At 62.3% G+C, this 23,011-nt stretch carries 17 protein-coding genes and 1 tRNA gene; 7 read left to right on the forward strand and 11 right to left on the reverse strand.

Translation table 11 applies throughout. The features are described 5' to 3' along the window. Positions 1 to 43: 43 nt before the first annotated feature. From dxs to ACH79_RS20625, 6 genes are all read right to left on the reverse strand, one after another. On the reverse strand, positions 44 to 1,969 hold the full coding sequence (gene dxs / locus ACH79_RS20600; protein WP_161852622.1) for a 1-deoxy-D-xylulose-5-phosphate synthase: 1,926 nt from the start codon (positions 1,967 to 1,969) through the stop codon (positions 44 to 46). 349 nt (positions 1,970 to 2,318) lie between these two features. After that, positions 2,319 to 3,638 carry a hypothetical protein gene (locus ACH79_RS20605; RefSeq protein ID WP_161852623.1) on the reverse strand — a complete coding sequence of 440 codons (1,320 nt, stop codon included), beginning with the start codon at positions 3,636 to 3,638 and terminating at the stop codon, positions 2,319 to 2,321. Between the two features lie 145 nt (positions 3,639 to 3,783). Beyond that, positions 3,784 to 4,035, reverse strand: a complete 252-nt coding sequence (locus ACH79_RS20610) for an exodeoxyribonuclease VII small subunit (protein ID WP_161852624.1) — start codon at positions 4,033 to 4,035, stop codon at positions 3,784 to 3,786. 74 nt (positions 4,036 to 4,109) lie between these two features. After that, positions 4,110 to 5,036, reverse strand: a complete 927-nt coding sequence (locus ACH79_RS20615; RefSeq protein WP_161852625.1) for a histone deacetylase family protein — start codon at positions 5,034 to 5,036, stop codon at positions 4,110 to 4,112. 88 nt (positions 5,037 to 5,124) lie between these two features. Continuing rightward, positions 5,125 to 6,789 carry a bifunctional UDP-sugar hydrolase/5'-nucleotidase gene (locus ACH79_RS20620; RefSeq protein ID WP_161852626.1) on the reverse strand — a complete coding sequence of 555 codons (1,665 nt, stop codon included), beginning with the start codon at positions 6,787 to 6,789 and terminating at the stop codon, positions 5,125 to 5,127. A 148-nt stretch (positions 6,790 to 6,937) separates the two neighbouring features. Then, complete coding sequence (locus ACH79_RS20625) at positions 6,938 to 7,702, reverse strand: crotonase/enoyl-CoA hydratase family protein (RefSeq protein WP_161852627.1); 765 nt, start codon at positions 7,700 to 7,702, stop codon at positions 6,938 to 6,940. Between the two features lie 241 nt (positions 7,703 to 7,943). Here ACH79_RS20625 and ACH79_RS20630 point away from each other — a divergent pair, with 241 nt between their 5' ends. The 3 genes from ACH79_RS20630 (at position 7,944) to ACH79_RS20640 (ending at position 10,362) form a co-directional block, all read left to right on the forward strand. Next, complete coding sequence (locus ACH79_RS20630) at positions 7,944 to 8,897, forward strand: ring-cleaving dioxygenase (protein WP_161852628.1); 954 nt, start codon at positions 7,944 to 7,946, stop codon at positions 8,895 to 8,897. A gap of 130 nt (positions 8,898 to 9,027) precedes the next feature. After that, a complete protein-coding gene (locus ACH79_RS20635) occupies positions 9,028 to 9,234 on the forward strand; it encodes a DUF1737 domain-containing protein (protein WP_161852629.1) in 207 nt (68 codons plus the stop codon). A 321-nt stretch (positions 9,235 to 9,555) separates the two neighbouring features. Beyond that, positions 9,556 to 10,362 (forward strand): hypothetical protein, encoded by an 807-nt coding sequence (locus ACH79_RS20640; RefSeq protein WP_161852630.1) that lies wholly within the window; start codon positions 9,556 to 9,558, stop codon positions 10,360 to 10,362. Positions 10,363 to 10,446: 84 nt separating this feature from the next. On the opposite strand, the gene ACH79_RS20645 is transcribed toward ACH79_RS20640, so the two are convergent. After that, the gene (locus ACH79_RS20645; protein ID WP_028346790.1) at positions 10,447 to 10,662 is read right to left on the reverse strand and encodes a hypothetical protein; all 216 of its coding nucleotides are present in this window, start codon (positions 10,660 to 10,662) and stop codon (positions 10,447 to 10,449) included. Between the two features lie 528 nt (positions 10,663 to 11,190). On the opposite strand from ACH79_RS20645, the gene ACH79_RS20650 reads away from it, so the two are divergent. Together ACH79_RS20650 and ACH79_RS20655 are read left to right on the forward strand one after the other, a co-directional pair. After that, positions 11,191 to 11,382 carry a hypothetical protein gene (locus tag ACH79_RS20650; protein WP_161852631.1) on the forward strand — a complete coding sequence of 64 codons (192 nt, stop codon included), beginning with the start codon at positions 11,191 to 11,193 and terminating at the stop codon, positions 11,380 to 11,382. Next, a complete protein-coding gene (locus tag ACH79_RS20655) occupies positions 11,379 to 12,491 on the forward strand; it encodes a hypothetical protein (RefSeq protein WP_161852632.1) in 1,113 nt (370 codons plus the stop codon). Before ACH79_RS20650 ends, ACH79_RS20655 begins: the two co-directional genes overlap by 4 nt. 200 nt (positions 12,492 to 12,691) lie before the next feature. Here the strand turns inward: ACH79_RS20655 and ACH79_RS20660 are convergent, their stop codons facing one another. Beyond that, positions 12,692 to 13,951: a D-alanyl-D-alanine carboxypeptidase family protein gene (locus tag ACH79_RS20660; RefSeq protein WP_246738616.1), complete on the reverse strand. Its 1,260-nt coding sequence runs from the start codon at positions 13,949 to 13,951 to the stop codon at positions 12,692 to 12,694. Positions 13,952 to 14,260: 309 nt separating this feature from the next. Then, a complete protein-coding gene (locus ACH79_RS20665) occupies positions 14,261 to 16,042 on the reverse strand; it encodes an acyl-CoA dehydrogenase (RefSeq protein WP_161852633.1) in 1,782 nt (593 codons plus the stop codon). Positions 16,043 to 16,324: 282 nt separating this feature from the next. Here ACH79_RS20665 and ACH79_RS20670 point away from each other — a divergent pair. Next, positions 16,325 to 16,399, forward strand: a tRNA-Gln gene (locus tag ACH79_RS20670). 352 nt (positions 16,400 to 16,751) lie between these two features. On the opposite strand, the gene ACH79_RS20675 is transcribed toward ACH79_RS20670, so the two are convergent. Together ACH79_RS20675 and ACH79_RS43050 are read right to left on the reverse strand one after the other, a co-directional pair. Further along, on the reverse strand, positions 16,752 to 17,045 hold the full coding sequence (locus ACH79_RS20675; protein ID WP_161852634.1) for a hypothetical protein: 294 nt from the start codon (positions 17,043 to 17,045) through the stop codon (positions 16,752 to 16,754). A gap of 271 nt (positions 17,046 to 17,316) precedes the next feature. Further along, positions 17,317 to 19,152, reverse strand: coding sequence for a hypothetical protein (locus tag ACH79_RS43050; protein ID WP_202639278.1), 1,836 nt, complete (start codon positions 19,150 to 19,152; stop codon positions 17,317 to 17,319). A gap of 697 nt (positions 19,153 to 19,849) precedes the next feature. Here ACH79_RS43050 and ACH79_RS20685 point away from each other — a divergent pair. After that, positions 19,850 to 22,975, forward strand: a complete 3,126-nt coding sequence (locus tag ACH79_RS20685; protein WP_161852635.1) for an efflux RND transporter permease subunit — start codon at positions 19,850 to 19,852, stop codon at positions 22,973 to 22,975. Positions 22,976 to 23,011 lie beyond the last annotated feature (36 nt).

The raw sequence follows: 23,011 nt of genomic DNA on the forward strand, positions 1-23,011 counted from the left end.
CAACCTTCGGTTCTGATCGGGTCAGAACCGAAGAAGCTGTGCCTCAGGCGAGCTTGACGGTCTCGGTCTTGTAGTCCTTGCCGAGAGCATCGAACACCTTGGCGACGATGCCCTTGGCGTCGAGGCCGGCATGGGCATACATCGCGTTCGGCGTGTCGTGATCGATGAACTCGTCGGGCAGGATCATCGCGCGCATCCGCAAGCCGCCGTCGAGCATACCGTGGTCGGACAGCGTCTGCATGACATGCGAGCCGAAGCCGCCGATCGAGCCTTCCTCGATGGTGAGCAGCACCTCGTGGTCGCGCGCCAGCTTCAGCACCAGATCGACGTCGAGCGGCTTCATGAAGCGCGCGTCGGCGATGGTGGTGGAGAGGCCATGGGCGGCGAGTTCGTCGGCAGCCTTTTCGCATTCGGCCATGCGCGTGCCGAACGAGAGCAGGGCGACCTTGTTGCCCTGGCGGACGATGCGGCCCTTGCCGATTTCGAGGGGAATTCCGACTTCGGGCATTTCGACGCCGCGGCCTTCGCCGCGCGGATAACGCACCGCGCTCGGCCGGTCGTTGATTGCAACCTGCGTCGCAACCATGTGCACCAGCTCGGCCTCGTCGGACGCCGCCATGATGACGAAGTTCGGTAGGCAGCCGAGATAGGCGTTGTCGAACGAGCCGGCATGGGTCGCGCCGTCGGCGCCGACCAGGCCGGCGCGGTCGATCGCAAAACGCACCGGCAGGCTCTGGATCGCGACGTCGTGGACCACCTGGTCATAGCCGCGCTGCAGGAAGGTCGAGTAGATCGCGCAGAACGGCTTGTAGCCTTCGGTGGCGAGACCGGCCGCAAAAGTCACGGCATGCTGCTCGGCAATGCCGACGTCGAAGGTGCGGTTCGGGAACGACTTGTTGAAGATGTCGACGCCGGTGCCGGACGGCATCGCCGCGGTAATGGCGACGATCTTGTCGTCCTTCTCGGCTTCCTTGACGAGGCTCTGGCCGAACACGTTCTGATAGGCGGGGGCGTTCGGCTTTGCCTTTGCTTGAGCGCCGGTCGCGACGTCGAACTTGACGACCGCGTGGTACTTGTCGGCAGAGGCTTCTGCCGGGCCGTAGCCCTTGCCCTTCTGCGTCACGACGTGGACCAGGATCGGGCCGGTTTCCATGTCGCGGACGTTTTTCAGAACCGGCAGCAGATGGTCGAGGTTGTGACCGTCGATCGGGCCGACGTAATAGAAGCCGAGTTCCTCGAACAGCGTGCCGCCGTCCATCATGAAGCCGCGGGAATATTCCTCGACGCGGTTGGCGCGGTTGGCGAGGATCTTGGGCAGACGCTTGTTGATCTGCTTGGCCGCCTCGCGCAGCGTGCGGTAGGTCTTGCCGGAGTAGAGGCGGGACAGGTACGCGCTCATCGCGCCGACCGGCGGCGCGATCGACATGTCGTTGTCGTTGAGGATGACGATCAGCCGCGAGTTCATCGCGCCGGCATTGTTCATGGCCTCATAGGCCATGCCGGCTGACATCGCGCCGTCACCGATCACGGCAATGACGTTGTTCTTGCCGCCGGAGAGATCGCGCGCCACCGCCATGCCGAGGCCGGCGGAGATCGAGGTCGAGGAGTGTGCGGCGCCAAACGGATCGTAGTCGCTCTCGCTGCGCTTGGTGAAGCCGGAGAGGCCGCCGCCGGTACGCAGCGTGCGGATGCGGTCGCGGCGGCCGGTCAGGATTTTGTGCGGGTAGGCCTGGTGGCCGACGTCCCAGATCAGGCGGTCGCGCGGGGTGTCGAAGGTGTAGTGGATGGCGGTGGTCAGTTCCACGACGCCGAGGCCGGCGCCGAAGTGACCGCCGGTCACCGACACGGCGTCGATGGTTTCCTGGCGGAGTTCGTCCGCGACCTGCCGCACCTGCTCGATCTTGAGCTTGCGAAGGTCGTCGGGTGTGCGAATGGTGTCCAGAAGCGGCGTCTTACTAAATGTGGTCACAGCGATATTCCAATTTTGCAAGTCAGGGCGAACGGCCTGACGCGAGACGGGAAGCGCGTTAACCGCGCCGTGAAAATCCAGACCCGCCTGCCAGTTCGGCAGGCCGGTACCTGATTTGAAACCCTAGATGCACTCCGGTTTAAACCATGTGATATGCATCACTTAGTCGCTCGGAACCCTTCCCGGTTCAGTTTCTTTAGCTATTTGAGGTGCTTGCCGCCGCCCGAAGCCAGCCGCAGGCTGCTCTCCACAGCCCATAGAACCGCAAGCTTTACACCAAAGCCGCCGGTAAAGCCAACCCGGAGAGCCGATTCGGTTCCACCGTTCTGGGGCAAAAAGCCTCGATTTTTCAACCACTGCGGCGGGCAGATGGTTCCAGTTTGCTCAAATCGGCACTTGGGGCCGCCCTTGGGGTCGCCCTTGGGGCCGCCATGGCGGCCGCTTCGATTCGCTTCCAGGCCCGATCGCGCGCCCCGGAATCGCCGGTCGCGATATCAAGCGCGGCGTCGGGGTGGGTCATGCGGGCGCTGAGCGGGACCGGTCCGCAGACGATCATGAAGAAGTCGTAGGCATTGGGCAGTTCGTTGGCCATCACGAACTGGAAATGCACGCGGAAGAACTGCCAGCGAAACTTCTTGTAATGCTCGGGCAGGATGATGTCGCGGAAGCGGACCGGCACGATCTTCGGATTGCGTCTGGCCGCGCCGACGTCGATGCCGTGGCTCGTGATCGGATCGAACTGGTAGAAATTCATCACGTCCTTGCGGGCCTGACAGTCGATCCAGTCGATCGACGGCTCGACCGCCAGCATCCGCAGATGGTCGCGAAACTCGACCGATACGGCGTGATAGCCCACGATCGGGAAATTGCCGCCGATTGTCAGCAGCACGATCCGCGGACCGTGACGGCCGAGCGCCGGATCGAGCTTGAGCGCGTGCGCCAGCATTTCGGTCGACAGGAACGATCCGGAACTATGGCCGACGATGACGATCTCGTCGGCGTCGGTACTCTTCGCCGTCTTGATGAGATGCTGCGCGAAGCGGTCGATGCGCTGATCCCATTCCGGGCGCTCGCGGCGCGAGAACTCCCAGGTCCAGATCGTGTCGCACAGCAGGTAGAGCACGTAAGTGGCGTTCTCGGTGTATTTCAGCACGGCCCCGAGCAGCGCCACGCAAATGGCAATGGCGATCGCGATGCTGAACATGTCGGGAATGCCGATGGCATTCAGGCCTTTCTCGAACACGAAGGCAATGGCGCCGGCGCACGCGGCCTCGAGCAACAGCATCAAATGGGGGTAGGTGATGAAGGTGGCGAACCGCCAGTTCGCCTTGCCGAAGCGGCCGATGGTGCCGGCGAACACGAGGCGCCAGTAGATCCACACTGCGTTGAACACCGTGCGCCAGATCGGCGACGCCAGGTCCTGCTGGATAAAATCCTCGAACCGGAGGAAATCGTAGGAGGTCCGGGTCTGCCAATCCTCAGCTTTGGTGTCGATGGTCCAGGACGCGATCTCGTCGTCGGAGGCGACCTTGGGCCGGCTGATGGTGGCCTGGAGTTGGTAAAGCCGGCCGAACTTGCGCAGCTCGGTCCGGAACATGCGGTAATATTGCGCCAGCCCGCGCGGATCGTAGCCCTGAATGTAGATAATATGGCGGTGCTCGACGCGCACGTACTGTCCCCAAGTGTGGGCGGACTATATCAGGCTGTGCAGCGCCGGAAGAACTAATTCGGCTGTTCCGTCTCCCACACGGCAAGGTAGAAACTTCGGCCAGTAAGCCCGTTTCGTGCGCCGAACGCTAAGACCGCTGGCGGGCTTACTGGACGTCGAGTGGCTCGGTCCCGGTGGACTGGCCGTTCGCGTCCGTCGTGATCTTGTCGACGCGGGCCTCCGCCTGCCGCAGCAGTTCTTCGCAGCGGCGCTTCAGCGCTTCGCCCCGTTCATAGATTGCGACCGATTCCTCGAGCGGCACCTTGCCGTCCTCCAGCCGTTTCACGATCGATTCGAGTTCCTCGATCGCGCGCTCGAAGGAGAGTTTTTTGACGTCCGCTTGCGTGTTTTCGGCCATATCGAGTTCCCGGATGCGCCCCCGGTCAGAAGCGCAGAATCAAGCAAATTATTTCGGACCTATTGTGGCGGGATCTAAGCGCCCATCAACGCGGTGACATGCGCGGCAACCGACTCTTTCAGCCCCTGCAGGTCGTAGCCGCCTTCCAGCACCGAGACAACCCGCCCCTCGGCGCTCGAATCAGCCACATCCATCAGCTTGCGGGTGACCCAGCCGAAATCGTCCGCCTTCAGGTTGAGCGAGGCGAGGGGATCGCGGTAGTGCGCGTCGAAGCCGGCGGAGATGATCACGAGCTCCGGCGAGAATTTTTGTAGCTGCGGCAGGATCAGGTTCTCGAATGCTGAGCGGAACTTGGCGCTGCCGTCTTCGGACGCCAGCGGCGCATTGACGATGGTGTCGTGCTCGCCGCGCTCGCCGCTGGCCCCGGTGCCGGGAAACAGCGGCATCTGGTGCGTCGAGCAGTACATCACGGTCGGATCGTGCCAGAAAATGTCCTGCGTGCCGTTGCCGTGATGGACGTCGAAATCGACGATCGCGGCGCGGCCGATGCCGTATTTGCGCTGGGCGTGGCGTGCGGCAATGGCGACATTGTCAAAGAAGCAGAAGCCCATCGGCTTCGAGACCTCGGCATGATGGCCGGGCGGCCGCACCGCGACGAAGGCATTCTGATGGGTTCCGGACATCACCGCGTCCGTCGCAGCCACCGCGCCGCCGACGCCGCGCATCACCGCTTCCCAGGTGCCCGGCGACATCGAGGTGTCGCCATCGATATAGATCATACCGCTCTGCGGGGCGATATGCCTGAGTTCGCCGACATAATGCTCGCCATGGCACAGCGTGACGGAATCGAGATTGCCTTCCGGTGCCTCGCTGCGCGTGAGCGGCTTGAAGCGCTCGTCCGCCAGCACCTCGGCGACCGCGCGCAGCCGGTCGGGACGCTCCGGGTGCCCCGGGGGCGTGACATGGTCGAGGCAGGCGGTATGGGTCAGAAGCAGCGTCATGCGATAATCCTGGCGTAGAAGAGCGCGCCGGCAAGGAGCGGCTAATCTAGGCCGTTAGAGGCCGCTCGGAAAGGCCCACGGCGCGGGCTCAGTTGATCCGGACGATGCGATCGGCGGAGGTCGGGCCGACCGGGCTGTTCGCCGCAAAATAGGTATGCAGCGCGTCGACGTCATAGACGCCAATCAGCGGTGCGGTTCCTTCCGTCAGCACGGTAAAACCGTCGCCGCCAACGAACAGGAAATTGTTGACGGTGACGCGATAGTGCGCAGCAGGATCGATCGGCTGTCCGTTCAGCGACATCCGTTCGGCGATGATGCGCTCGCCATCGCCCTTCGATCCGTCCCATGCGTAGCTGAAGCCTTTCGACACCTGCAGGATCCGCGGCCGCTTCGGGTCGCGCCATTGCTGCTCCAGCATGTCCTTGATCTGCTTTCCGCTCAGCGTCAGCGTCACCAGTTGATTGCGGAACGGCTGGCTGGCGAACAGGTCGGCATAGGTCACCGCGCCATCTTCCTTCCGCGTGACATCGGCGCGGACGCCGCCGGGATTGGTGAAGGCGATGACCGCACCGCCTTTTGCTTCCGCGCTGGTCGCGGCGAGTTGCGCGTCGGCGATGATGTCGCCGAGCGGACTTTCGCCGGCGGCATTCGGCACGCGCGACAGCGTCGCTGTCACCGAACCTGCAGGGCGGTTGGCGATCGGCGCGGCCAGCCTGTCATAGGCGTCAAGCAGCGCGGTCTGTTGCGCATCCTTCGCAAGCGTTGCGGTGCGGACGATATTGTTGCCGGCCCTGGCGCTGACGACGTCGCGCGTCACGGGATCGAGTTTCAGATCGATCGCGGTGACCAGCGTGCCGTATTTGTCGCCGGAAGTGACGAGCCGCCCGTCGATCTCGCAGACATAGGCGCGGTGGGTATGGCCGGAGACCACGACGTCCACTGCCTTGTCGAGCCTTTTGACGATATCGACGATCGGCCCGGAAATGCCGGGACATTCGTTGTAGTCCCCGGTCGGCAATCCGCCCTCGTGGATCAGCACGACGATGGCCTCGACGCCGCGCGCCTTCAGCTCCGGGATCAGCGCGTTCACCGTCTCGGCCTCGTCGCGGAATTCGAGGCCGGCAATGCCGACAGGCGAGACGAGGCCAGGCGTGCCTTTCAAAGTCAGGCCGATGAAGGCGACCGGAATGCCTTCGAATGTGCGAATTTCATAGGCGGGAAACACCGTCTTGCCGCTGCTCTTCTCGAACGTGCTGGCGGCGAGATAGCGAAATTTCGCGCCGGTAAACGGATGCGGCCCCTGGCATTTGTCGACCGGATGGCAGCCGCCGTTCTGCATGCGCAACAGCTCGTCTTTGCCCTCGTCGAATTCGTGATTGCCGACAGCGGAAATATTCAAGCCCATCATCGACAGCGCTTCGATCGTCGGCTCGTCATGGAACATCGCCGACAGAAACGGGCTGGCGCCGATCAAATCGCCGGCCGCGACGAAGATGGAATTCTTGTGCCCCCCGCGAAGCTGGCCGACCAGCGTCGCCATGTGCTCGGCGCCGCCGGCTTCGACGGTGATCTTCTTCGTCCCGTCCTCGGGATCGGCGATCGTGATCCCGCCCGAGGGCGGGCGAAGATAGCCGTGAAAATCATTGATCGCGAGAATGCGCAGGTCGACCGGAGCGGTGGTTTGCGCGCTTAAGGAAGCGATGGGCGCCAGCATGATCGCGAGCGCAAGGAAAGGACGGAAGAGAACTTTCATGGCCTTGATGTTTCCGCATCATTGCCTGCGACAAACGCGAAGCGTTTGTGCAAGGGAGCGCAGCGACGCAATCCATTATTTCTTGATGCGGCGCAATGGATTGCTTCGCTGCGCTCGCAATGACGGTGGGGCGAGAGCGTGCCTTCAACTACCCCTTCTTCCGCTCGAAGAACGCCTTGAACGCCGTCACGGCTTCCTTCGAACGCAATCGTTCGCCGAACAGATGGCCTTCCTGGTCGATCCGGCGCGTCATGTCCTCTGGCGGCAGTTTTAGCAGTTTGCGCGTGATTGCGACCGCTTCTGCCGGCAGTGCGCAGATCTCGCGCGCGACCTTGCGCGCCTCGGCTTCGGTGTGTCCGGGCGCCACAACGACATTGACGAAGCCAGCCTCGCGCGCCTCGTCAGCGGAAAACTTGCGGCCCATCACCAGCATGGCGAAGGCGCGCTGGTGGCCCATGGTGCGCGGCATCAACAGGCTGGAGGCGGCTTCGGGCACCAGTCCGAGATTGATGAACGGCGTGGAGAACGTCGCGGTCGTGCTCGCCAGCACATAGTCGCAATGGAACAGCATGGTGGTGCCGATGCCGATCGCGACGCCGTCGACGGCGGCGATGATCGGCTTGACGTTGTGCGCCAGCGAATAAAGCAGTTCTACGGCGTTGGAGGCGCCGCGTGGCGTATCGGTATTCGACGTGCTCTCTTTCAGAAAATCCTCAAGATCGTTGCCCGCGGTGAACACGCCCGAACCGCCGGTGATGATGATGCAGCGGATATCGGGATTGTTCTGCGCCTTGTCGATTGCATCGCTCATTTCGCGATACATGTCCTGGGTGAACGCGTTCTTCTTCTCGGGCCGCCGCAGCTTGATCACGCGCGTCGCGTCTTCGTCCGACACAATGAGGTGTCCGGTCATGAACTTGCCCCTAAAAGCAGGCGGCCGCGGTGCCGCTGGCCAATCATCCGGTCCTATCCTACATGATCCGGCAAGGGCCCCAACCACTCCGTGCAATTTTCCCGGGGGAGCATGATCCGGACCCGAAGGGCCGCGTTAGCGCAAAGTGGCCCCCGGTTTTCCGAAAAGATCATGCTCAAATAACAACATGACGCGGGGATGGCTTCCGGCGGAAAGCCATCCCGACCACGAGGATAATGCAATGCAGCTAGGCGGAATTCATCATCTGACCGCGATCTCGGCGAAGCCGCGGGAGAATTTAGCGTTTTACACCGGCCTGCTTGGCATGCGGTTGGTCAAGAAGACAGTCAACCAGGACGACGTCAGCGCCTACCACCTGTTCTACGCCGACGGCAAAGCCAATCCCGGCACCGATCTCACCTTCTTCGATTTTCCCGCGGCGCCTGAACTGCGCGGAACCAATTCGATCTCGCGCACCGGCCTGCGCGTTGCCGGCGAGAAGGCTCTCGGCTACTGGCGGGATCGACTCAAGAAGGCCGGCGTGGAGGCCCGCGACATCACCGAGGTCGACGGCCGTCTGACGCTGCCGTTCGAGGACGGTGAGGGGCAGCGGCTGGTGCTGATCGACGATGGCGGTGCGGGGCCGGCCTCGCCTTGGGAGAAGAGTCCGGTGCCGGCGGAGCATCAGATCCGCGGGCTCGGTCCGATCGTGCTGACCGTGCATGATCTATCGCGCACCACCTTCGTGCTGGCCGAGGTCATGAACATGCGCCGCGTGCGGGAGTATGCCGCTCACGGTGCGCAGATTCACGTGTTCGAGATGGGCGAGGCAAGGGGAGAGAGCAACCCCGCCGTTGAGCTGCATGTGCTCGAGGATAAGACCTCGCCGATCGCCCGCCAGGGCGCCGGCGGCGTGCACCATGTCGCGTTCCGCACCCCCGACGAGGCGCAGTATCACGCCTGGACGAAACGTCTGACGGACTTGCGCATCCCCAACAGCGGCGAGATCGATCGCTTCTATTTTCGCAGTCTCTATTTCCGCGAACCCAACGGCATCCTGTTCGAGATCGCGACGGATGGTCCCGGTTTTGCGACCGACGAGCCGATGGAGACACTCGGCGAAAAACTGGCGCTGCCGCCGTTCCTGGAGCCGCGAAGGACGCAGATCGAAGCGGGGCTGAAGCCGATCGAATGAATTCCGCAGCTTCGTAGGATGGGTGGAGCGAAGCGATACCCATCACCTCACCGCACACCGTGCTCGATGGGCATCGCTTCGCTCCACCCATCCTACGCGCTAAAAGCTGTTCGAGCGTTTGGAGGGCATCATGAAGGTTTACCGATATCTCACGGGCAAGGATGATGCCGCATTCTGCCACCGAGTGACCGACGCTTTGAACCGCGGGTGGCAGCTTTACGGACAACCGACTCTGACATTCGACCAGAAGCGCGGCGAAGTGATCTGCGGGCAAGCCATCACCAAGGATGTCGAAGGCAAGACTTACGATTCCGAAATGGATTTGTCGAAGTTGTAGCGCAGCGAATCCCATCGCAGTCCCAGGCGGCATCGCTTCCGCCTTCGCTCGTTGAGCTACGGCGGATAAAGTCCCGCCACCCATCCTACGGGCTGTGCGTCTCGCGCATGTGGGCGCGGGCCTTCGGCTTGGAACAGGGGATACGGAACTTGACGACGAATGCAGAGCGCCCGCGAAGGGTCAGAGTTCCTTCCGTAGTTCTCCGGTCGTGAACATAGTTCCGCCTTCTCAGCTGCGTTAAACGCCAGTGTTAGCTCGTCGTAGCGCAGATGCGCGGATCGCTCCCAGGCGGGAGCCATTGCATTTGATACGGAGCATCAAATGAATTCCAGTCTTGAAGACCGGCTCGCGGAAGGGCAGATCGCAAGTTTGGATCAGCAGCTTTCGAACCTGGCGCGCGAAGTGGGAATCGGTCCTTCGGTCCCGCCGACCAGCATGAACACGTCTCGCCCCCCGCCGGCAACGAGTCATCGATTGGCGGATTGGCGCTATCTGGCTTTCGTTGGCTCTCTCTCGGCAGCATTCATTGGTGTCGCTGCCTGGTGGTGGTCATCCTCCGCCGATACGGTGATGATGGCCCCCTCAGATCCGGCACCTCTGACACAGGCGGCGCCGGAAGCCGCTGCGCCGAAAGATGTCGCGTCGGCTGCTGTTGTTCTGTCTTCCGAGTTGGCGCAGCAGCTAGAACCGATGGCGGGCGATCTCGCTGCCTTGAGGCAAACGGTCGAACAGCTCAAGGTGAGGCAAGAACAATTGGTCCGCGACAATGAAAATCTCACGAGCCAACTCGACGCGAGCCGGGAAGCAATGGCACGCAACAACAGTATCATCGAGCAGATCAAGGCGACCCAGATCCAGATGACGCGCGAAAGCCAGACGCTTATCGAGCGGGTCAACACAAGCCAGGAACAACTCGCCCGCAATGTCGCCAGCGCTTCAGAGCCAAAGGCGGTGCCCGAAGCGCCAAAGATGATGTCTGAAGAGCCAAAGGTGATGCCCGAAATACCACTGCCGCGTCCGCGGCAGGCGACCACTGTCGGTCAGACGCAAAAGCCGACGCCAGCCCCGGCGCGGCCGCAAGCCAAAAAAACGCAACCGTTATTGGCATGGCCATGGTCAGTGCGCTAATGCACCCGGCCGCCTGACGTCGACGCAAACAAATTCGTTATGCCCGGCAAAGAACCGCGCCAGCGTGAGATAGCCTGTGGCTCCTCAGGCTTCGTTCTTCGGCGTGTATTTACCGAGCACGCATTTGTAGCCTTGCAATCGCCACGCGTGATAGGGCCCCTTGGCGAGCCAGTCGGCGATGCCGATTTGCGCGTTGACTGCGCAGGCGCCCATGGTGATGCCGGACTGCTCGCTGGTGGTAACGACCTTTTCGAGGCAGAGCTGGCTGTTGCAGAGAACGGCGATGAGAGTAACGAGCATGGTGACCTTCGTCGTTGAATATCCGGCTCGCTCACGCCATGCAGGGTTCGTGCCAGCAGGGTGCGCGCCCGGCCTTCAGGAAATCGGCCCGCAAAACTACGCACTTCAAAGCCGCGCCATTCGGCGCGGGACGGTCTAGTCAAACGCTCAAGGGAAACAATTGCAGTGAAAGTAGAATCCGGGCGTGGACGATTCGCAAAGCGTAGAACTACGGTCTCTGCGGCGGATTAGCCTGACTGTCATTATGCAGCAACAGTTCTGGATGGCGTTGTTCGGCACGCGATGCCCGCAGCGCTTCTCAGATTCAGATCGTCCGAATGATTTCGTCCGCGACCCGCTTTTCGGACTCAATTCGAACATCGCGCGATGCTCGCCTCGCGCTCCACGTTGGAGCGGTTGCGGCCGGAGAGCAGGATGCGGCATTCGTGCAACAACCAGCGTCGTAAATTCCGGAAGGCGAATCGTTGAGCAGCGATGGCCTGCGTGTGCGGGTATAATCGCGTCAACGAATCCGAGAAGGGGTTTTCGATGTCGAAGTTTGCGATTGGCGAGCAAGTCGAAAACGTGGCCAACGATCACGAGTCGGGCCCGGTTGTGGCCGTGTTTCCGACCGTTGACGGGAGCTTTAGATATGCCGTCGACACGGACGGCTACGGCGCACGTCAGTTCTTTGTCGAGCAAAAGCGGACTTTCGTCGTTTCGAGGCAGGGCGCCACATGACAGGCCGTGCAACCACGCGAGCGATCTCCGCGACCGAACCGGCGGAGGGCGACAGCGACGCCATGCGCATCAGGCATCAGCTTGATGCCTGGGCCAATGCCTCAAATCGTGCCCCTAGACTGGTGACAACACCGGAAGCCCTCAGCATGGAGCCATCCGGCGAGGCGCCCCAGGCAGCAAAGAAACGCAGCCGCTCCTCTTCGGCGGCCGGTCGTAGCAAAGCCACCAGGGCGACCAAGGCCAAGGCATCGGCAACGGCAACGGAAGCGACCGAGGCCAACGTCGAGCCGGAGATGCCGAACGCGCCGCTTGAGCCGCCGACGGTTTCCGCCGAGGCGGCCGTGCCGGAGGCCGTTTCTGTCGTTCCCGCCCCACCAACGCGCGAACGCACCAGCCGCGCCTTTGCCATTGCTGCCGCTCTCGCGCTGGCGACGGTCGCTGCCTATTTTTCGGTCGCCGGCATGGCCGAAATATTTCCCGGCGATCCCGTTGCGGTCATGGTGCTCGCCGCCACGATGGAGGCCGGCAAGCTCGTGATCGCCGGATGGCTGGCCGCGCATTGGCGCCAGACCAGCTGGAAAATGCGCTCCGTCATGGTCGCGCTCGTCGCCGGCCTCGCGCTGATCAACGCCGCCGGCGTGTTCGGCAAGCTGGTCGAGGCGCATGTCAGCGTCGCGGCCACGGCGCGTTCAGGCGTCACCGAGCGCATTGAATCGCTCGACGCCCGCGTGGTGGCGCAAACGGCTGCCGTCGCCGATCTCACCGGCCGCATCGCGCAAATTGACCGGGCGGTCGATGAATCGACACGGCGCGGGCGGGTGACGCGGGCTCTCAACATCGTCAGCCAAGAGCGCGCGACGCGGGACGGGCTGGATACGCAGCGGCAGGCCGCTACCGCAATGCTGGTCGACCTGCAGGCACAACGCGCGGCGCTGGCCGGCGAACGCGCTCGCATCGAAGCGTCCACCGGTCCGATCCAGTATCTCGCCATGATGGTCGGCGCCGCGCCCGAAGCCGCGGTGCGATGGCTGATATTGCTGATGGTGCTCTGCTGCGATCCGGCAGCAATCGCCCTGACGGTCGCGGCGGCCAGTTCACGCCGCCAATGAATGGTGGGGCGATATCCGGGGCGTCAACTTCATTTGTTCCCGCATCTCGCGGAGCCCGTCATCTCTGCGCGAGCGCAATTGCGCTCGTCGCGGGCGCGCATTCGCGCGACCGTTGGCTCATGCGGGCTACGCGCCGTTCGCTTGACTGATCAAGCCTCGCCGTCTTCCCGCGTGGGCAGGAAGGGCATGCGGCGGACCGGCTACATGGTCCGGCCTTTGGACAATTTTGCCGTTTTGGCATTGGCTGTTTTCGTGCGCTTTGCCGTGCGGTGATTGTCTCGCGCGGTTAAGCGCTCGCGCTTCTTGATGCTCGCTTGCGCTTCCTGCGTCTTCGATCCGCCACGGCGGGAGGCATACTCCTTGCCGTCGATCGGTCCCACATGCGGCGGATCCCGGTCGAGATACGGCCGCCCGATGCCGAACGTCTTGCCGTTTTCGTCGATCCACTTCCAGAGCTTGTCGGTGGAGACCCAACGTTGCGCCCGCGTCGCGCCCTTGACGCTGACGATGTCGGCCGCGAGCCCGTGGCCATAACCGCCACGCAAACTCCCGCCATGGTAGGATCGATCGGTTGCCGCTTTCAGGCCGCTTGCGATTCCCTGGCGGTAGTCGTCGCGAAACGCGCTGGTGATGCCGGGCGATAGTCCGGCCTGCTCGGCGGCGTGCAGGGCATGAAAGAGCTTCAGCTTGAAGCTCTTGTCCATGCCACCGATCACGTAGTCGATCATCGCCATGCCGGCTCTGTCGGCCGCCTTCGGGTCCTTCCAGGTAAAATCCTCGTCGACGCGCTTGGTGAAGGTCCTGGTGACGGTGATCGTCTTGCCCTTCCTCTTGATCGTCACTTTCCGCCGCTCATGCACCTTGATGGCGTCGATCTTGGGCGCCCGCTCATAGAGCGCCCACAGATAGCGATCGATGCAGATTTCCGCGACCAGACATTCCTCGTTGATTTCGATGGTGCTCACCGCCGGCAGGCCAGTGTCGCGCATCGAAGCAGGTGTACTCGCCGCGGCCACATCGGCTGCAGGTGCGTCTGATGCCAGCACCTCTGTCGGATCGGTCAGCGAGGCCACGACAAAAGATTTCGGCTCTTCCGGGGCGGCCGTCGCGTCAGGCGCTTTCGTGATGTCCGGCGCTTTCTCGATCACGGTCGCCGCAGGGAGCGGCGCCTCGATGGCATCGATGGCGGCGCTTGCCAGCGCGATCACCGGCGGCGTGACCACGGGCGGCGTGACCACCGGCTCGGCGCTCGCGATGCGAGAAGGTTCCTTGCGTTCCGCGGTTGAAGCCGCCTCGGCGCTCTCGATCGAAGCGCCGGCATTCCTGACAGAAGCGCTGACTCGTTCGATGGGCGCCGCACCAGGGCTGGCGAGCCAGACGAGAACCCAGCTCAAGAGAGCCACGCCCGAGAGAAGGTTGATTCGACGCTGCGCCTTCGTCGCCAATCGCCATGGGTCCATTGTCCGGCCTCCAAGGCTCCGCAAGAGCCTGATTGCACAAGCACGCGATTGGCTCATTCTTCGGATTGCGAGATGAATGCGCAACGGCCGGAGACTACGGGATCATTCGTTTTTTCAGGGGTGTTGCTGCGGTACAACGCGCTGCGGCATGGAACTTGTTGTGTATTTTTGAGACTTGTGTGCGCTACCCGACAGAGGAACAAGAGATCGCACGACCGTACGGCGGTTAGCGAAGCGTAATCCGCCGTTGCTTCGTCGAGTCGCGCTTGTGAAAGCCGGTTACGTTTCACTAACCCATCTTGCGAATTGTTAGCCCAGCAACACCGCGTCGGCACCGTTCACCGCATCGGCTGAGTCCGTCACCGTCTTCTCCAGCGAGCTCGCCTGCACGGTGATGTTCTCGGCAAAGAATCGCGCCACCGTCACGTAGCGTTGCGGATCGCCGGCCTCGCCATTGCTCTTGGCGGCGAGCGCTTCGCCGGCCAGCATGCAGCCGCCGAGCGTCGACCCGAACAGGCGCAGGTAGGGCGTCGCGCCGGCGAGCGCGTCGTTCGGCGCGGAATTAACGCGCTCCAGCAGCCATTTGCTGGCGCGCTCGAGCGAGCCGAGCGCATCGCGCAGTTTGGCGCCCGTGCTGCCGAAGGCCGGATCGTTCGAGGTTTCGACCTGCTTGACGATGCCGCCCAGTTCGTCGAGCAGCGCCCACACCGCTGCGCCGCCATTGGCGGCGAGCTTGCGCGTGACGAGGTCGATCGACTGGATGCCGTTTGTGCCCTCGTAGATCGAGGTGATGCGCGCGTCGCGGTAGTGCTGTGCGGCGCCGGTCTCCTCGATAAAACCCATGCCGCCGTGGATCTGCACGCCGAGATACGTCACCTCGTTGCCGATGTCGGTGGAGAACGCTTTTGCAATCGGCGTCAGCAGCGCGCCGCGGGCGGCAGCATCGGCGCGCACCTTTGCGTCCTTGGCGCGGGTGGCAACGTCGAGCGCGACGGCAGTAGCGTAGCAGATGGAGCGCGCCGCAGCGGTCATGCTGCGCATCTGCAGCAGCATGCGCTTGACGTCGGGATGCACGATGATCGGATCGAGTCCGTCGCCCGTCTTGCCGACGGCGCGACCTTGCTTGCGCTCCTGCGCGAAGGCAAGGGCCTGCTGATAGGCCCGGTCGGCGATGCCGACGCCTTCGAGGCCGACGCCGAGGCGGGCCTGGTTCATCATCGTGAACATGCAGAGCATGCCCTTATTTTCCTCGCCGATCAGGTAACCGATCGCGCCGCCCTGATCGCCCATCGTCATGGTGCAGGTGGGGGAGGCGTGCATGCCGAGCTTGTGCTCGACGCCGCTAGGATAGATGTCGTTGCGCGCGCCGAGCGAGCCATCGGCATTGACCAGGAATTTCGGAATCAGGAATAGCGAAATCCCCTTGGTGCCCGCAGGTGCATCGGGCAGGCGGGCCAGCACGAAATGCACGATGTTATCGGTCATGTCGTGGTCGCCATAGGTGATGAAGATTTTTGTTCCTTTGATGCGGTAGGTGCCGTCACCGACAGGCTCGGCGCGCGTCCGCAGTGCGCCGACGTCGGAGCCGGCCTGCGGCTCGGTGAGCTGCATGGTGCCGGTCCATTCGCCGGAGACGAGCTTCTCCAGATAGATCCGCTTCAGCTCCTCGCTGCCATGGGCGTCGAGCGCCTCGATCGCCGAGAGCGTCAAGAGCGGGCAGAGGCCGAAGGCGATGTTCGAGGCGCTCCAGATTTCGGTGCAGGCGGCGTTGATCGCCAGCGGCAGGCCCTGGCCGCCGAAGGCTTCCGGCCCCGACACCGCGTTCCACCCGGCCGCGGCCCAGCGCTGATAGGCATCCGGCCAGCCGGGGGCGGTGGTCACCTTGTTGTCCGCCAGCTTGATGCCGTGTTCGTCGCCGACGCGGTTCAGCGGCGCCAGCACGTCGCCGGCGAATTTGCCGGCTTCCTCCAGCACAGCTGCGGCAATATCACCGTCGAAATCGCCGTAATGGCCGGCCTTCACGGCCGCCTGCAGCCCGGCGCCGTGGTTGAGCGAGATCAGGATGTCGGAGATCGGCGCGCGGTAGGTCATGACTAAAATCTCGCTTTTCTGGCCAATGTGCTGCCGCCGTCTTCCCACGAAACCGGGGTTCTCTCAACTCTCCGCCGGACGGTATTCGGCCGTGCAGGCGGCACCAGACCGGCCCAGGAGACCCGGAGCGGTGACCCATTATAAAGGGTCGGGGTCAATGCAGCCGATTTTGACGTGAAATTCGCCCCCACGGCCTGTTGAAATGGCGTGGCTCCCTCTATAGACCGGCGGTGCCGGACAAGGGATCGCGTTGGTCGATCCGACCGTTCCGGCCCGGCCTGTTGGGGCGTAGCCAAGCGGTAAGGCAGCGGATTTTGATTCCGCCATTCGGAGGTTCGATCCCTCCCGCCCCAGCCAATTGATATTGCTCGTCTAATCGCCTTTTTTGGTTGCTTCATTTGGAATGGCGCGATTCCGCTGCCCGTTGAAGAGAGATCGCTATTTCGTTCGCCACCTATTCGTTGCCAGTGCAAGTGACGCAGTCATCGGTGCATCGATGGGAGAAGCGGGTCTCCAATCTCAGGCGCTCATAAACTACGTCATGCGAAAGACTGGTTGAGATATCGTAGGTTCGGTTGGTGTGGGACCGGGACATCCCCGCGTGACGGTCACGCGGCGGCTCGGACCGATGCGCGATAACGGATGCTGTCGACCGGAGACGGTTACAGCATCCTCGCCGATGACATAAGAGCGGCCCTTTGCTTCCTGTCTACCAGCCGCGAATGATGAACCTTGGTCCGCCGTAGCGGCGATCGTAGTAGCCGGGGCCAGCGTAGTAGTTGTAGCCCCGGCCGGGGAAGTAGCTGGGGTCGTAGTAATAGCGCAGGACATAGCGTGGTCCCCGGGTCCGCCAGCAGCGCCCATAATACTCGTTGCAGATCAGACCGACCTGATCGACGTTGGAGATTTCGACGGAGCTGATCGTCGTCGCATTGATGGGCGCGGCGAAAGCGGCGGACGCGAGCAGCACGGAACCGAATACGCCCAGTGCGATGGCCTTCATGGATTTCTCCCTTCGGTTGGCCTTGCCGCAGCGTGCGTCCGGGGAAAGCATCAATTGGCGTTGGAACGCTACCGCTGACGACCGGGTTCTGGTGCTCCGAAACGCTCTCAGTCTGATATCCGGGCGATGAGATTGGCGTTGCCCGCGCGCAGGCCCTCCAAACGCGACCAGCCGCGTTGCTACTAACGCGGCTTGCTCGTCCCCGGGGGATATTCTCAATCGCTTCCAGGATTTCGGCACGCACGTCCTTATTGTGCTGGGCGAAGACGGATCAAAAATTGAGCTGGATCAATCCGAACAAGCCATGCGCGACCCTTCCCGTACCGCCGCTGCTCACCGGGTAGTCCCAATTGGCTGAATATTCCACGGCCACCTTCAGCCCATCCATTACCCACTCGCCTCCGGTAAGGAAAAGCCGGTGTTGCGGGACGAATCCGATCCGGGTTGGCACGCCGTTTTGCAGGATCGAAACACCCGCCATGTCTTTGCTGCCGGAATATCCCACCGAGATGAAATTGCCCTGCGCGCCTATCTCCGTTATCCATGGGTTCCAGTCAAACTGGTAGGCAATCGAGGCCTGCCAAGTCATCGGCATCATGCTCCGCGCAATGCCGAGCCCATCGACAAACCTGGCGTCCTGAATTGCTGCATTTACCTCGCCTACGAACGCGAACGGGCCGAAACTGGTTTTGAGGCTCGCGGCCATTCCGGGAATCTGCCCGATCTGGCTCAGGAACGGGAGGTAAGACGAACGCAGAAATCTGCTTTCGAAAACGGAGCTGCTATAGTCGACATGGAAGTCAAGGGTCCACGGACAAATCCACGAATCCGTCAGTTGGTCATACGGCACGCCGCAATGGCCCCTTGTCCGGAAACCGAGACTGACGTTGTAATCGTCGATTTTCGTTCGGCCGGGTATGATGCTGTCGCTACCTTTGTAGGTCATGACTGAGCCATAGAAGGGCGCCGGGTCGAAGGGGAATGTGACTGGCGTAGGCCGGAACGGACGCTCAGGCAGCGGGGTGTAGCCGAGCCAACCCATGAATTGTCTCACCGCCGGTGCGACGACCAACGGACTTACGCGTGGAACAACGACGGGCGCCGGCGGCGGCTGCCGCGGTGGGGTTGGCCAGGCGAATTCCAGGCCTCCCGCCGTCTGACGGTTTTCAAACACCTCGGTTGTCAGCGGAGTGCCGATCGATAGCGTATCCAGGCGCGCCACGCCCGTGGACGTACCGAAATGCAAAACCTCCACGCCGAAGCGGGCCGCGATCGGGAATTGCATCAGATCGCCTACCAAAATGTGAGTCCGATCAAGCGTGAAGCGATCCACGCCTATGCCAGCGACGTTGGTCGGTACCACTGGTTGATTCCCGGTCGGGAATATCGCGCCAGTGCCGCTCTCGAAGTGGAGAACCAGAGCACCGGTCAACCAGTCGCTCAGCTTGATATCGAAATCGAGTTCAGCTGTACCCAGCGACAGGTTTTCCTGGGTAGGGCCGGTGAATGAGCCGGTCCGCGAGGCCAGGCCTTCAACCACGCCGCTCAGCGAGAGGAAGCTATTAATTTTGGGTCCGGTCTTCGAGAGCGAGTCCCGGATGATCTGGCGCGTCGCGTTCTCGTTCGCCGCCCAGCCGATTTCCAGCCATCTTATACGCTCGTTAAGCGGCCTCTTCGCTGCGGCTTCGGACAAATCCGGAGCGGGCAGAGCGGGCGGAGCGACGGGCGGCGCCACAACAACCGTGGGCGCGGCTGCCGCCGCAGTCGCGGCAGGTGTCGGACGTTGCTGCGCCGGAGCGGGCTTGACACGCCGCGTCGGCGACGCGCCCTCTAGGGCACTGAGACGTTCGGAAAGTTTGCGGTTCTCCGCCTTTAGCTCCCCGAGCGTGCGCCGGAGAGCTGCCACGTCCTCGCTCTCCGCGGCGGCGGTATAAGAAGGGACAAACAACATGAGGCTGAACAATGCCGGTACAGCGCCAAAGGCCAGCGGGTACCGGGAATAGTCGCGGTGCCAACCGCGCGCAGTTGATCTTACGGTGCCAGTTTCTGCATCGTGCCACCGTCGCCCAGATCGGGCGACGCGCTCATTCCGCTTACCCCAGATCATGCGCGGCCCCATCACTACCGCAGTTCGACGTCACTCGGTCGAACCAACTCGTTCATAACAATTGCGCTCTGGTAATCAGACTGTCTCGGCCAGCGTTTCATCCGTCAGGCCGATTGCAGACAAGAGCCCGCTCAACAACGCGGAGCAAATAATTGCCGGAGCCCCCCAGCAATGTTGGGACAAGAGTGACGCGTATGACGAATTACGCAAGCGCCACGAAGTGATCTATCCAAAGTGATGTATCTAGATTACACGCAGGAGCTGCGAACAGCCTCGCCGGCTGTCAGGCAACTTCAAGTGGCGATAGAGTTTTTGCCATCTAAAGTGCGCAAGTGCGTGAAGACGCGTGACCCAATTGGAGCCGGCATGTAGTCCAAATAGGTGGATTGTGCCGACAAGAAGATCAACTTAAAATTTTCACTCGCCTTAATCTAGTCCTCGGTCGGGGAAAGGCAGCATTGCGGAATTTTGATTACGGCGAAGCCTCACTATGGCGTTAGCGCGACCGAAAATAAAGCCGGCGCAAGGCCGACGAAAAATTCGGACTCGTGGGAATAATATAGTTGGTCAACAATTGTGTTGCCTCTACGAGTGACACAGCGATCAGAAAATCCCGCGTTCAACGGGCCCTCGCAAACGGAGTTCGACTACAGCCACAGATCGAAGACAACCAGAGGTCAAAAGAGGGGGCGTCGAAATGTTGGCGTGGCTCATATCCTCTAGCGTGCGTTTGCGCACCCTCGTTGTAGTTGTCGCTGCTGGCCTGCTGATCCTGGGCGCCGTCGATGTCAGGAACAAGCCGCTCGATGTCATCCCCGAATTGGCGTTGCCCTCGCTCACTGTGAAAACGGAATCGCTTGGCCTCTCCAGCGCCGAGGTTGAATCGCTGATCACTGTGCCGCTGGAGGCGGACCTGCTCAACGGTGTGCCGTGGCTGCAGGTTATCCAGTCGGAATCGATGGCGGGGCTTTCGACGATCGAGATGATTTTCGCGCCCGGCACCGATCTGATGAAAGCGCGCCAGATGGTGCAGGAACGGCTGACGCAGGCGCACGCGCTGCCGAACGTCTCCAGCCCACCGACGATGCTTCAGCCGGTGTCCTCGGCCAGCCGAGTGATGAACGTCGGCCTGAGTTCGAAATCCGTCTCACTGATCGACATGTCCGTTCAGGCGCGCTGGAACATCGCACCGCGTCTCGCCGGAGTTCCGGGTGTGGCGAATGTGTCGATATGGGGTCAGCGCGAGCGGCAGGTGCAGGTGCTTGTCGATGCCCGGAACCTGAACAAGAAGGGCGTCAAGCTCGATCAGGTGATCAAGACGACAGGTGAGGCGGTGTGGTCCTCGCCGCTCACCTATCTGAACTCATCCACGCCTGGCACCGGCGGCTTCATCGAAACGCCGAACCAGCGGCTCAGCATCCGTCACCAGTTGCCGATCTCGACCGTAGGTACTTTCGCCAAGGTGCCGCTCAGCGGCACGACTACGAGCGTCGGCGACGTCGCCTATCTCGTGGAGGGGCATCAGGCGCTGATCGGAGACGCCATCGTCGGCGAAAACCCCGGCCTGATGGTGGCGATCGAGAAGTTCCCCGGCTTCAACACGTTGGACGTGACGCGCGGCGTGGAACGCGCGCTCAACGAGCTGAAACCCGGGCTGCCCGGTATCGAGATCAATACGACCATCTACCATCCCGCGAGCTTCCTCGAACGCGCGACCAGCAATCTGGGCAAGGCCATGCTCATTTCGATCATCCTGGCTGCCATCGTGCTTGGCCTTCTGATGGGCAGCTGGAGGAGCGCGGTTATCGCCCTGGTCGCGATCTCATTGTCGTTCGTCTGCGCTGAACTGCTGTTGAAGGCCGCCGGAATCCCGCTCAGCATGATAGTCGTCGGCGGCCTGCTGATGGCATCCGGCGTCATCGTTCATGACAGCATTATCGACTTCGAAAATGTGCTGCGCCGCTTGCGGGCACCGCAACGCGACGGACGGTCCAGCTTCATGGTCGTCGTCCGTGCGATGCTGGAAACGCGTCGGCCGATGCTGTACGCGTCGCTGATCGTCGTACTCGCAGTGTTACCCGTTCTGTTCATGTACAGCCGGTCCGCCGCGTTCTTTGCGCCGATGGCCTGGGCCTATATCGCAGCCGTGTCTATCTCGATGCTGGTGGCGCTGATCGTGACCCCCGCGCTGGCCGCCGTGCTGCTCGCCAATGCGCCACTGACGCCGGCGGACGGTCGGGTGATCAATAGGCTGGCCGTGCCTTTCGATCGGATCGTCGGCCGCGTCATCCACGCCCCGCTCGCCTGCATCGCCGCCTGCGTCGTGGCGGCGATCGCCTGTTTCGCGCTGTGGAGCCCGCTCGAACGCAATATGGTGCCCAGCTTCAGAGAGACCGATCTCTTGATCGAATGGCAGGGTCCGCCCGGCACCTCGCTGCAGGCAATGACCCGATCGACCGAGAATCTGATCCGCGATCTGCGGCAGATCCCGGGAGTTCAGAATGCTTTCGCCAATCTCGGGCGGGCCGTGCTTTGTAACTGCGAACGCGCGACGGACGTGAATGCAGGCCAGGTGTGGGTCAACATCGATCCGAAGGCCGATCGCGAAGCAACGGTGGATGCCGTCGAAGCTGCCATCACCACCTATCCCGGGATGCGCGGCAAGTTAGGGACATACCTGTCCACGAAGCTGCGCGAGGCGCTCACCGGTGACCCGGATTCCATCACCGTGCGTGTCTATGGCAACAGCCTCGATGTCATTCGCGCCAAGGCAGAGGAGATCCGCGCATTGATGGCGAAGATCCCCGGCATTGAAAATCCCCGGGTCGAACTACAGGTCGAAGAACCCTCGATCGAAGTCAAGGTGGATGTCGATCGCGCGGCTGGCTACGGCCTGAAGCCGGGCGATGTCCGCAGGGCGACCTCCGCGATGGTCGGCGGCATCACCGTCGGTGCGCTTTTCGAGGAGCAGAAAGTTTTCGACGTGGTTGTCTGGGGGCGACCGGAGTTGCGCGACAACATCGATGACGTGCGCAATCTGATGATCAACAGCGAGGGCGGGTCCCAGGTTCGCCTTGCTCAGGTTGCAGACGTCCGCATCGCGCCGGCCACCAGCATCATCCAGCGACAGGGGTCTTCGCGTCGCATCGATGTTTCCGCGAAAGTGGACGAGCGGGCGCTCGGTGATGTGGCGGATGATGTCGCCAGGAATGTAAAACAGATCGCATTCCCGTTCGAGCACCGTGCCGAGGTGCTCGGCGAATACAAGGAACAGCGAGCCGCCCTGCGGTCGATATACAGCTACATGGCGGCGGCGGCAGTATTGATGTTCCTGCTGACGCAGGCGGTGCTCCGCAGCTGGACACTCAGCGTCCTGTCGCTGCTCGGTGTACCGGTCGCTGCACTCGGCGGTCTCGCTACCACCGCAATCAATGACGGTGACTTCTCGCTTGGGTCTCTGCTGGGTCTGGCAGCGGTGCTCGCACTGATGGTGCGGCAGGGTATCGGTCTGGTCGCCCATTTCCAGCATCTGCAATTGAACGAGGGTGAGCCGTTCGGCGAACAGCTGGTACGTCGCGGCATGCAGGAACAGTTCCCGAGCATCATCGCGTCGTCGATGACGACGTTCGCGCTGGTGCTTCCGTTCGCGATCATGGGCGATGTCGCCGGACTCGAAATCGCGCACCCGCTCGCGCTCGCGGTCTTGGGCGGCGTCGTTACCATGACGCTCGGAACATTGTTCGTGCTGCCCGCGCTTTACCTGCGGTTCGGCGCCGGCTGGACCGCCGACCGGCTCGATCTTGAAATGGAGACCGCGTCATGACCGCCGCGCGCCTCACTTCGAACGTTGTGAAAGGGA

The sequence above is a fragment of the Bradyrhizobium sp. CCBAU 051011 genome, from assembly GCF_009930815.1.
GTDB lineage: Bacteria > Pseudomonadota > Alphaproteobacteria > Rhizobiales > Xanthobacteraceae > Bradyrhizobium.

What these genes read in the sequence shown, in the direction of transcription:
- ACH79_RS20610 (WP_161852624.1), bottom strand. Translation starts at nt 4,035, where the DNA reads ATGGCCGAAAACACGCAAGCGGACGTCAAAAAACTCTCCTTCGAGCGC.
- ACH79_RS20615 (WP_161852625.1), bottom strand. Translation starts at nt 5,036, where the DNA reads ATGACGCTGCTTCTGACCCATACCGCCTGCCTCGACCATGTCACGCCC.
- ACH79_RS20620 (WP_161852626.1), bottom strand. Translation starts at nt 6,789, where the DNA reads ATGAAAGTTCTCTTCCGTCCTTTCCTTGCGCTCGCGATCATGCTGGCG.
- ACH79_RS20625 (WP_161852627.1), bottom strand. Translation starts at nt 7,702, where the DNA reads ATGACCGGACACCTCATTGTGTCGGACGAAGACGCGACGCGCGTGATC.
- ACH79_RS20630 (WP_161852628.1), top strand. Translation starts at nt 7,944, where the DNA reads ATGCAGCTAGGCGGAATTCATCATCTGACCGCGATCTCGGCGAAGCCG.
- ACH79_RS20635 (WP_161852629.1), top strand. Translation starts at nt 9,028, where the DNA reads ATGAAGGTTTACCGATATCTCACGGGCAAGGATGATGCCGCATTCTGC.
- ACH79_RS20640 (WP_161852630.1), top strand. Translation starts at nt 9,556, where the DNA reads ATGAATTCCAGTCTTGAAGACCGGCTCGCGGAAGGGCAGATCGCAAGT.
- ACH79_RS20645 (WP_028346790.1), bottom strand. Translation starts at nt 10,662, where the DNA reads ATGCTCGTTACTCTCATCGCCGTTCTCTGCAACAGCCAGCTCTGCCTC.
- ACH79_RS20650 (WP_161852631.1), top strand. Translation starts at nt 11,191, where the DNA reads ATGTCGAAGTTTGCGATTGGCGAGCAAGTCGAAAACGTGGCCAACGAT.
- ACH79_RS20655 (WP_161852632.1), top strand. Translation starts at nt 11,379, where the DNA reads ATGACAGGCCGTGCAACCACGCGAGCGATCTCCGCGACCGAACCGGCG.
- ACH79_RS20660 (WP_246738616.1), bottom strand. Translation starts at nt 13,951, where the DNA reads ATGGACCCATGGCGATTGGCGACGAAGGCGCAGCGTCGAATCAACCTT.
- ACH79_RS20665 (WP_161852633.1), bottom strand. Translation starts at nt 16,042, where the DNA reads ATGACCTACCGCGCGCCGATCTCCGACATCCTGATCTCGCTCAACCAC.
- ACH79_RS20675 (WP_161852634.1), bottom strand. Translation starts at nt 17,045, where the DNA reads ATGAAGGCCATCGCACTGGGCGTATTCGGTTCCGTGCTGCTCGCGTCC.
- ACH79_RS43050 (WP_202639278.1), bottom strand. Translation starts at nt 19,152, where the DNA reads ATGATCTGGGGTAAGCGGAATGAGCGCGTCGCCCGATCTGGGCGACGG.
- ACH79_RS20685 (WP_161852635.1), top strand. Translation starts at nt 19,850, where the DNA reads ATGTTGGCGTGGCTCATATCCTCTAGCGTGCGTTTGCGCACCCTCGTT.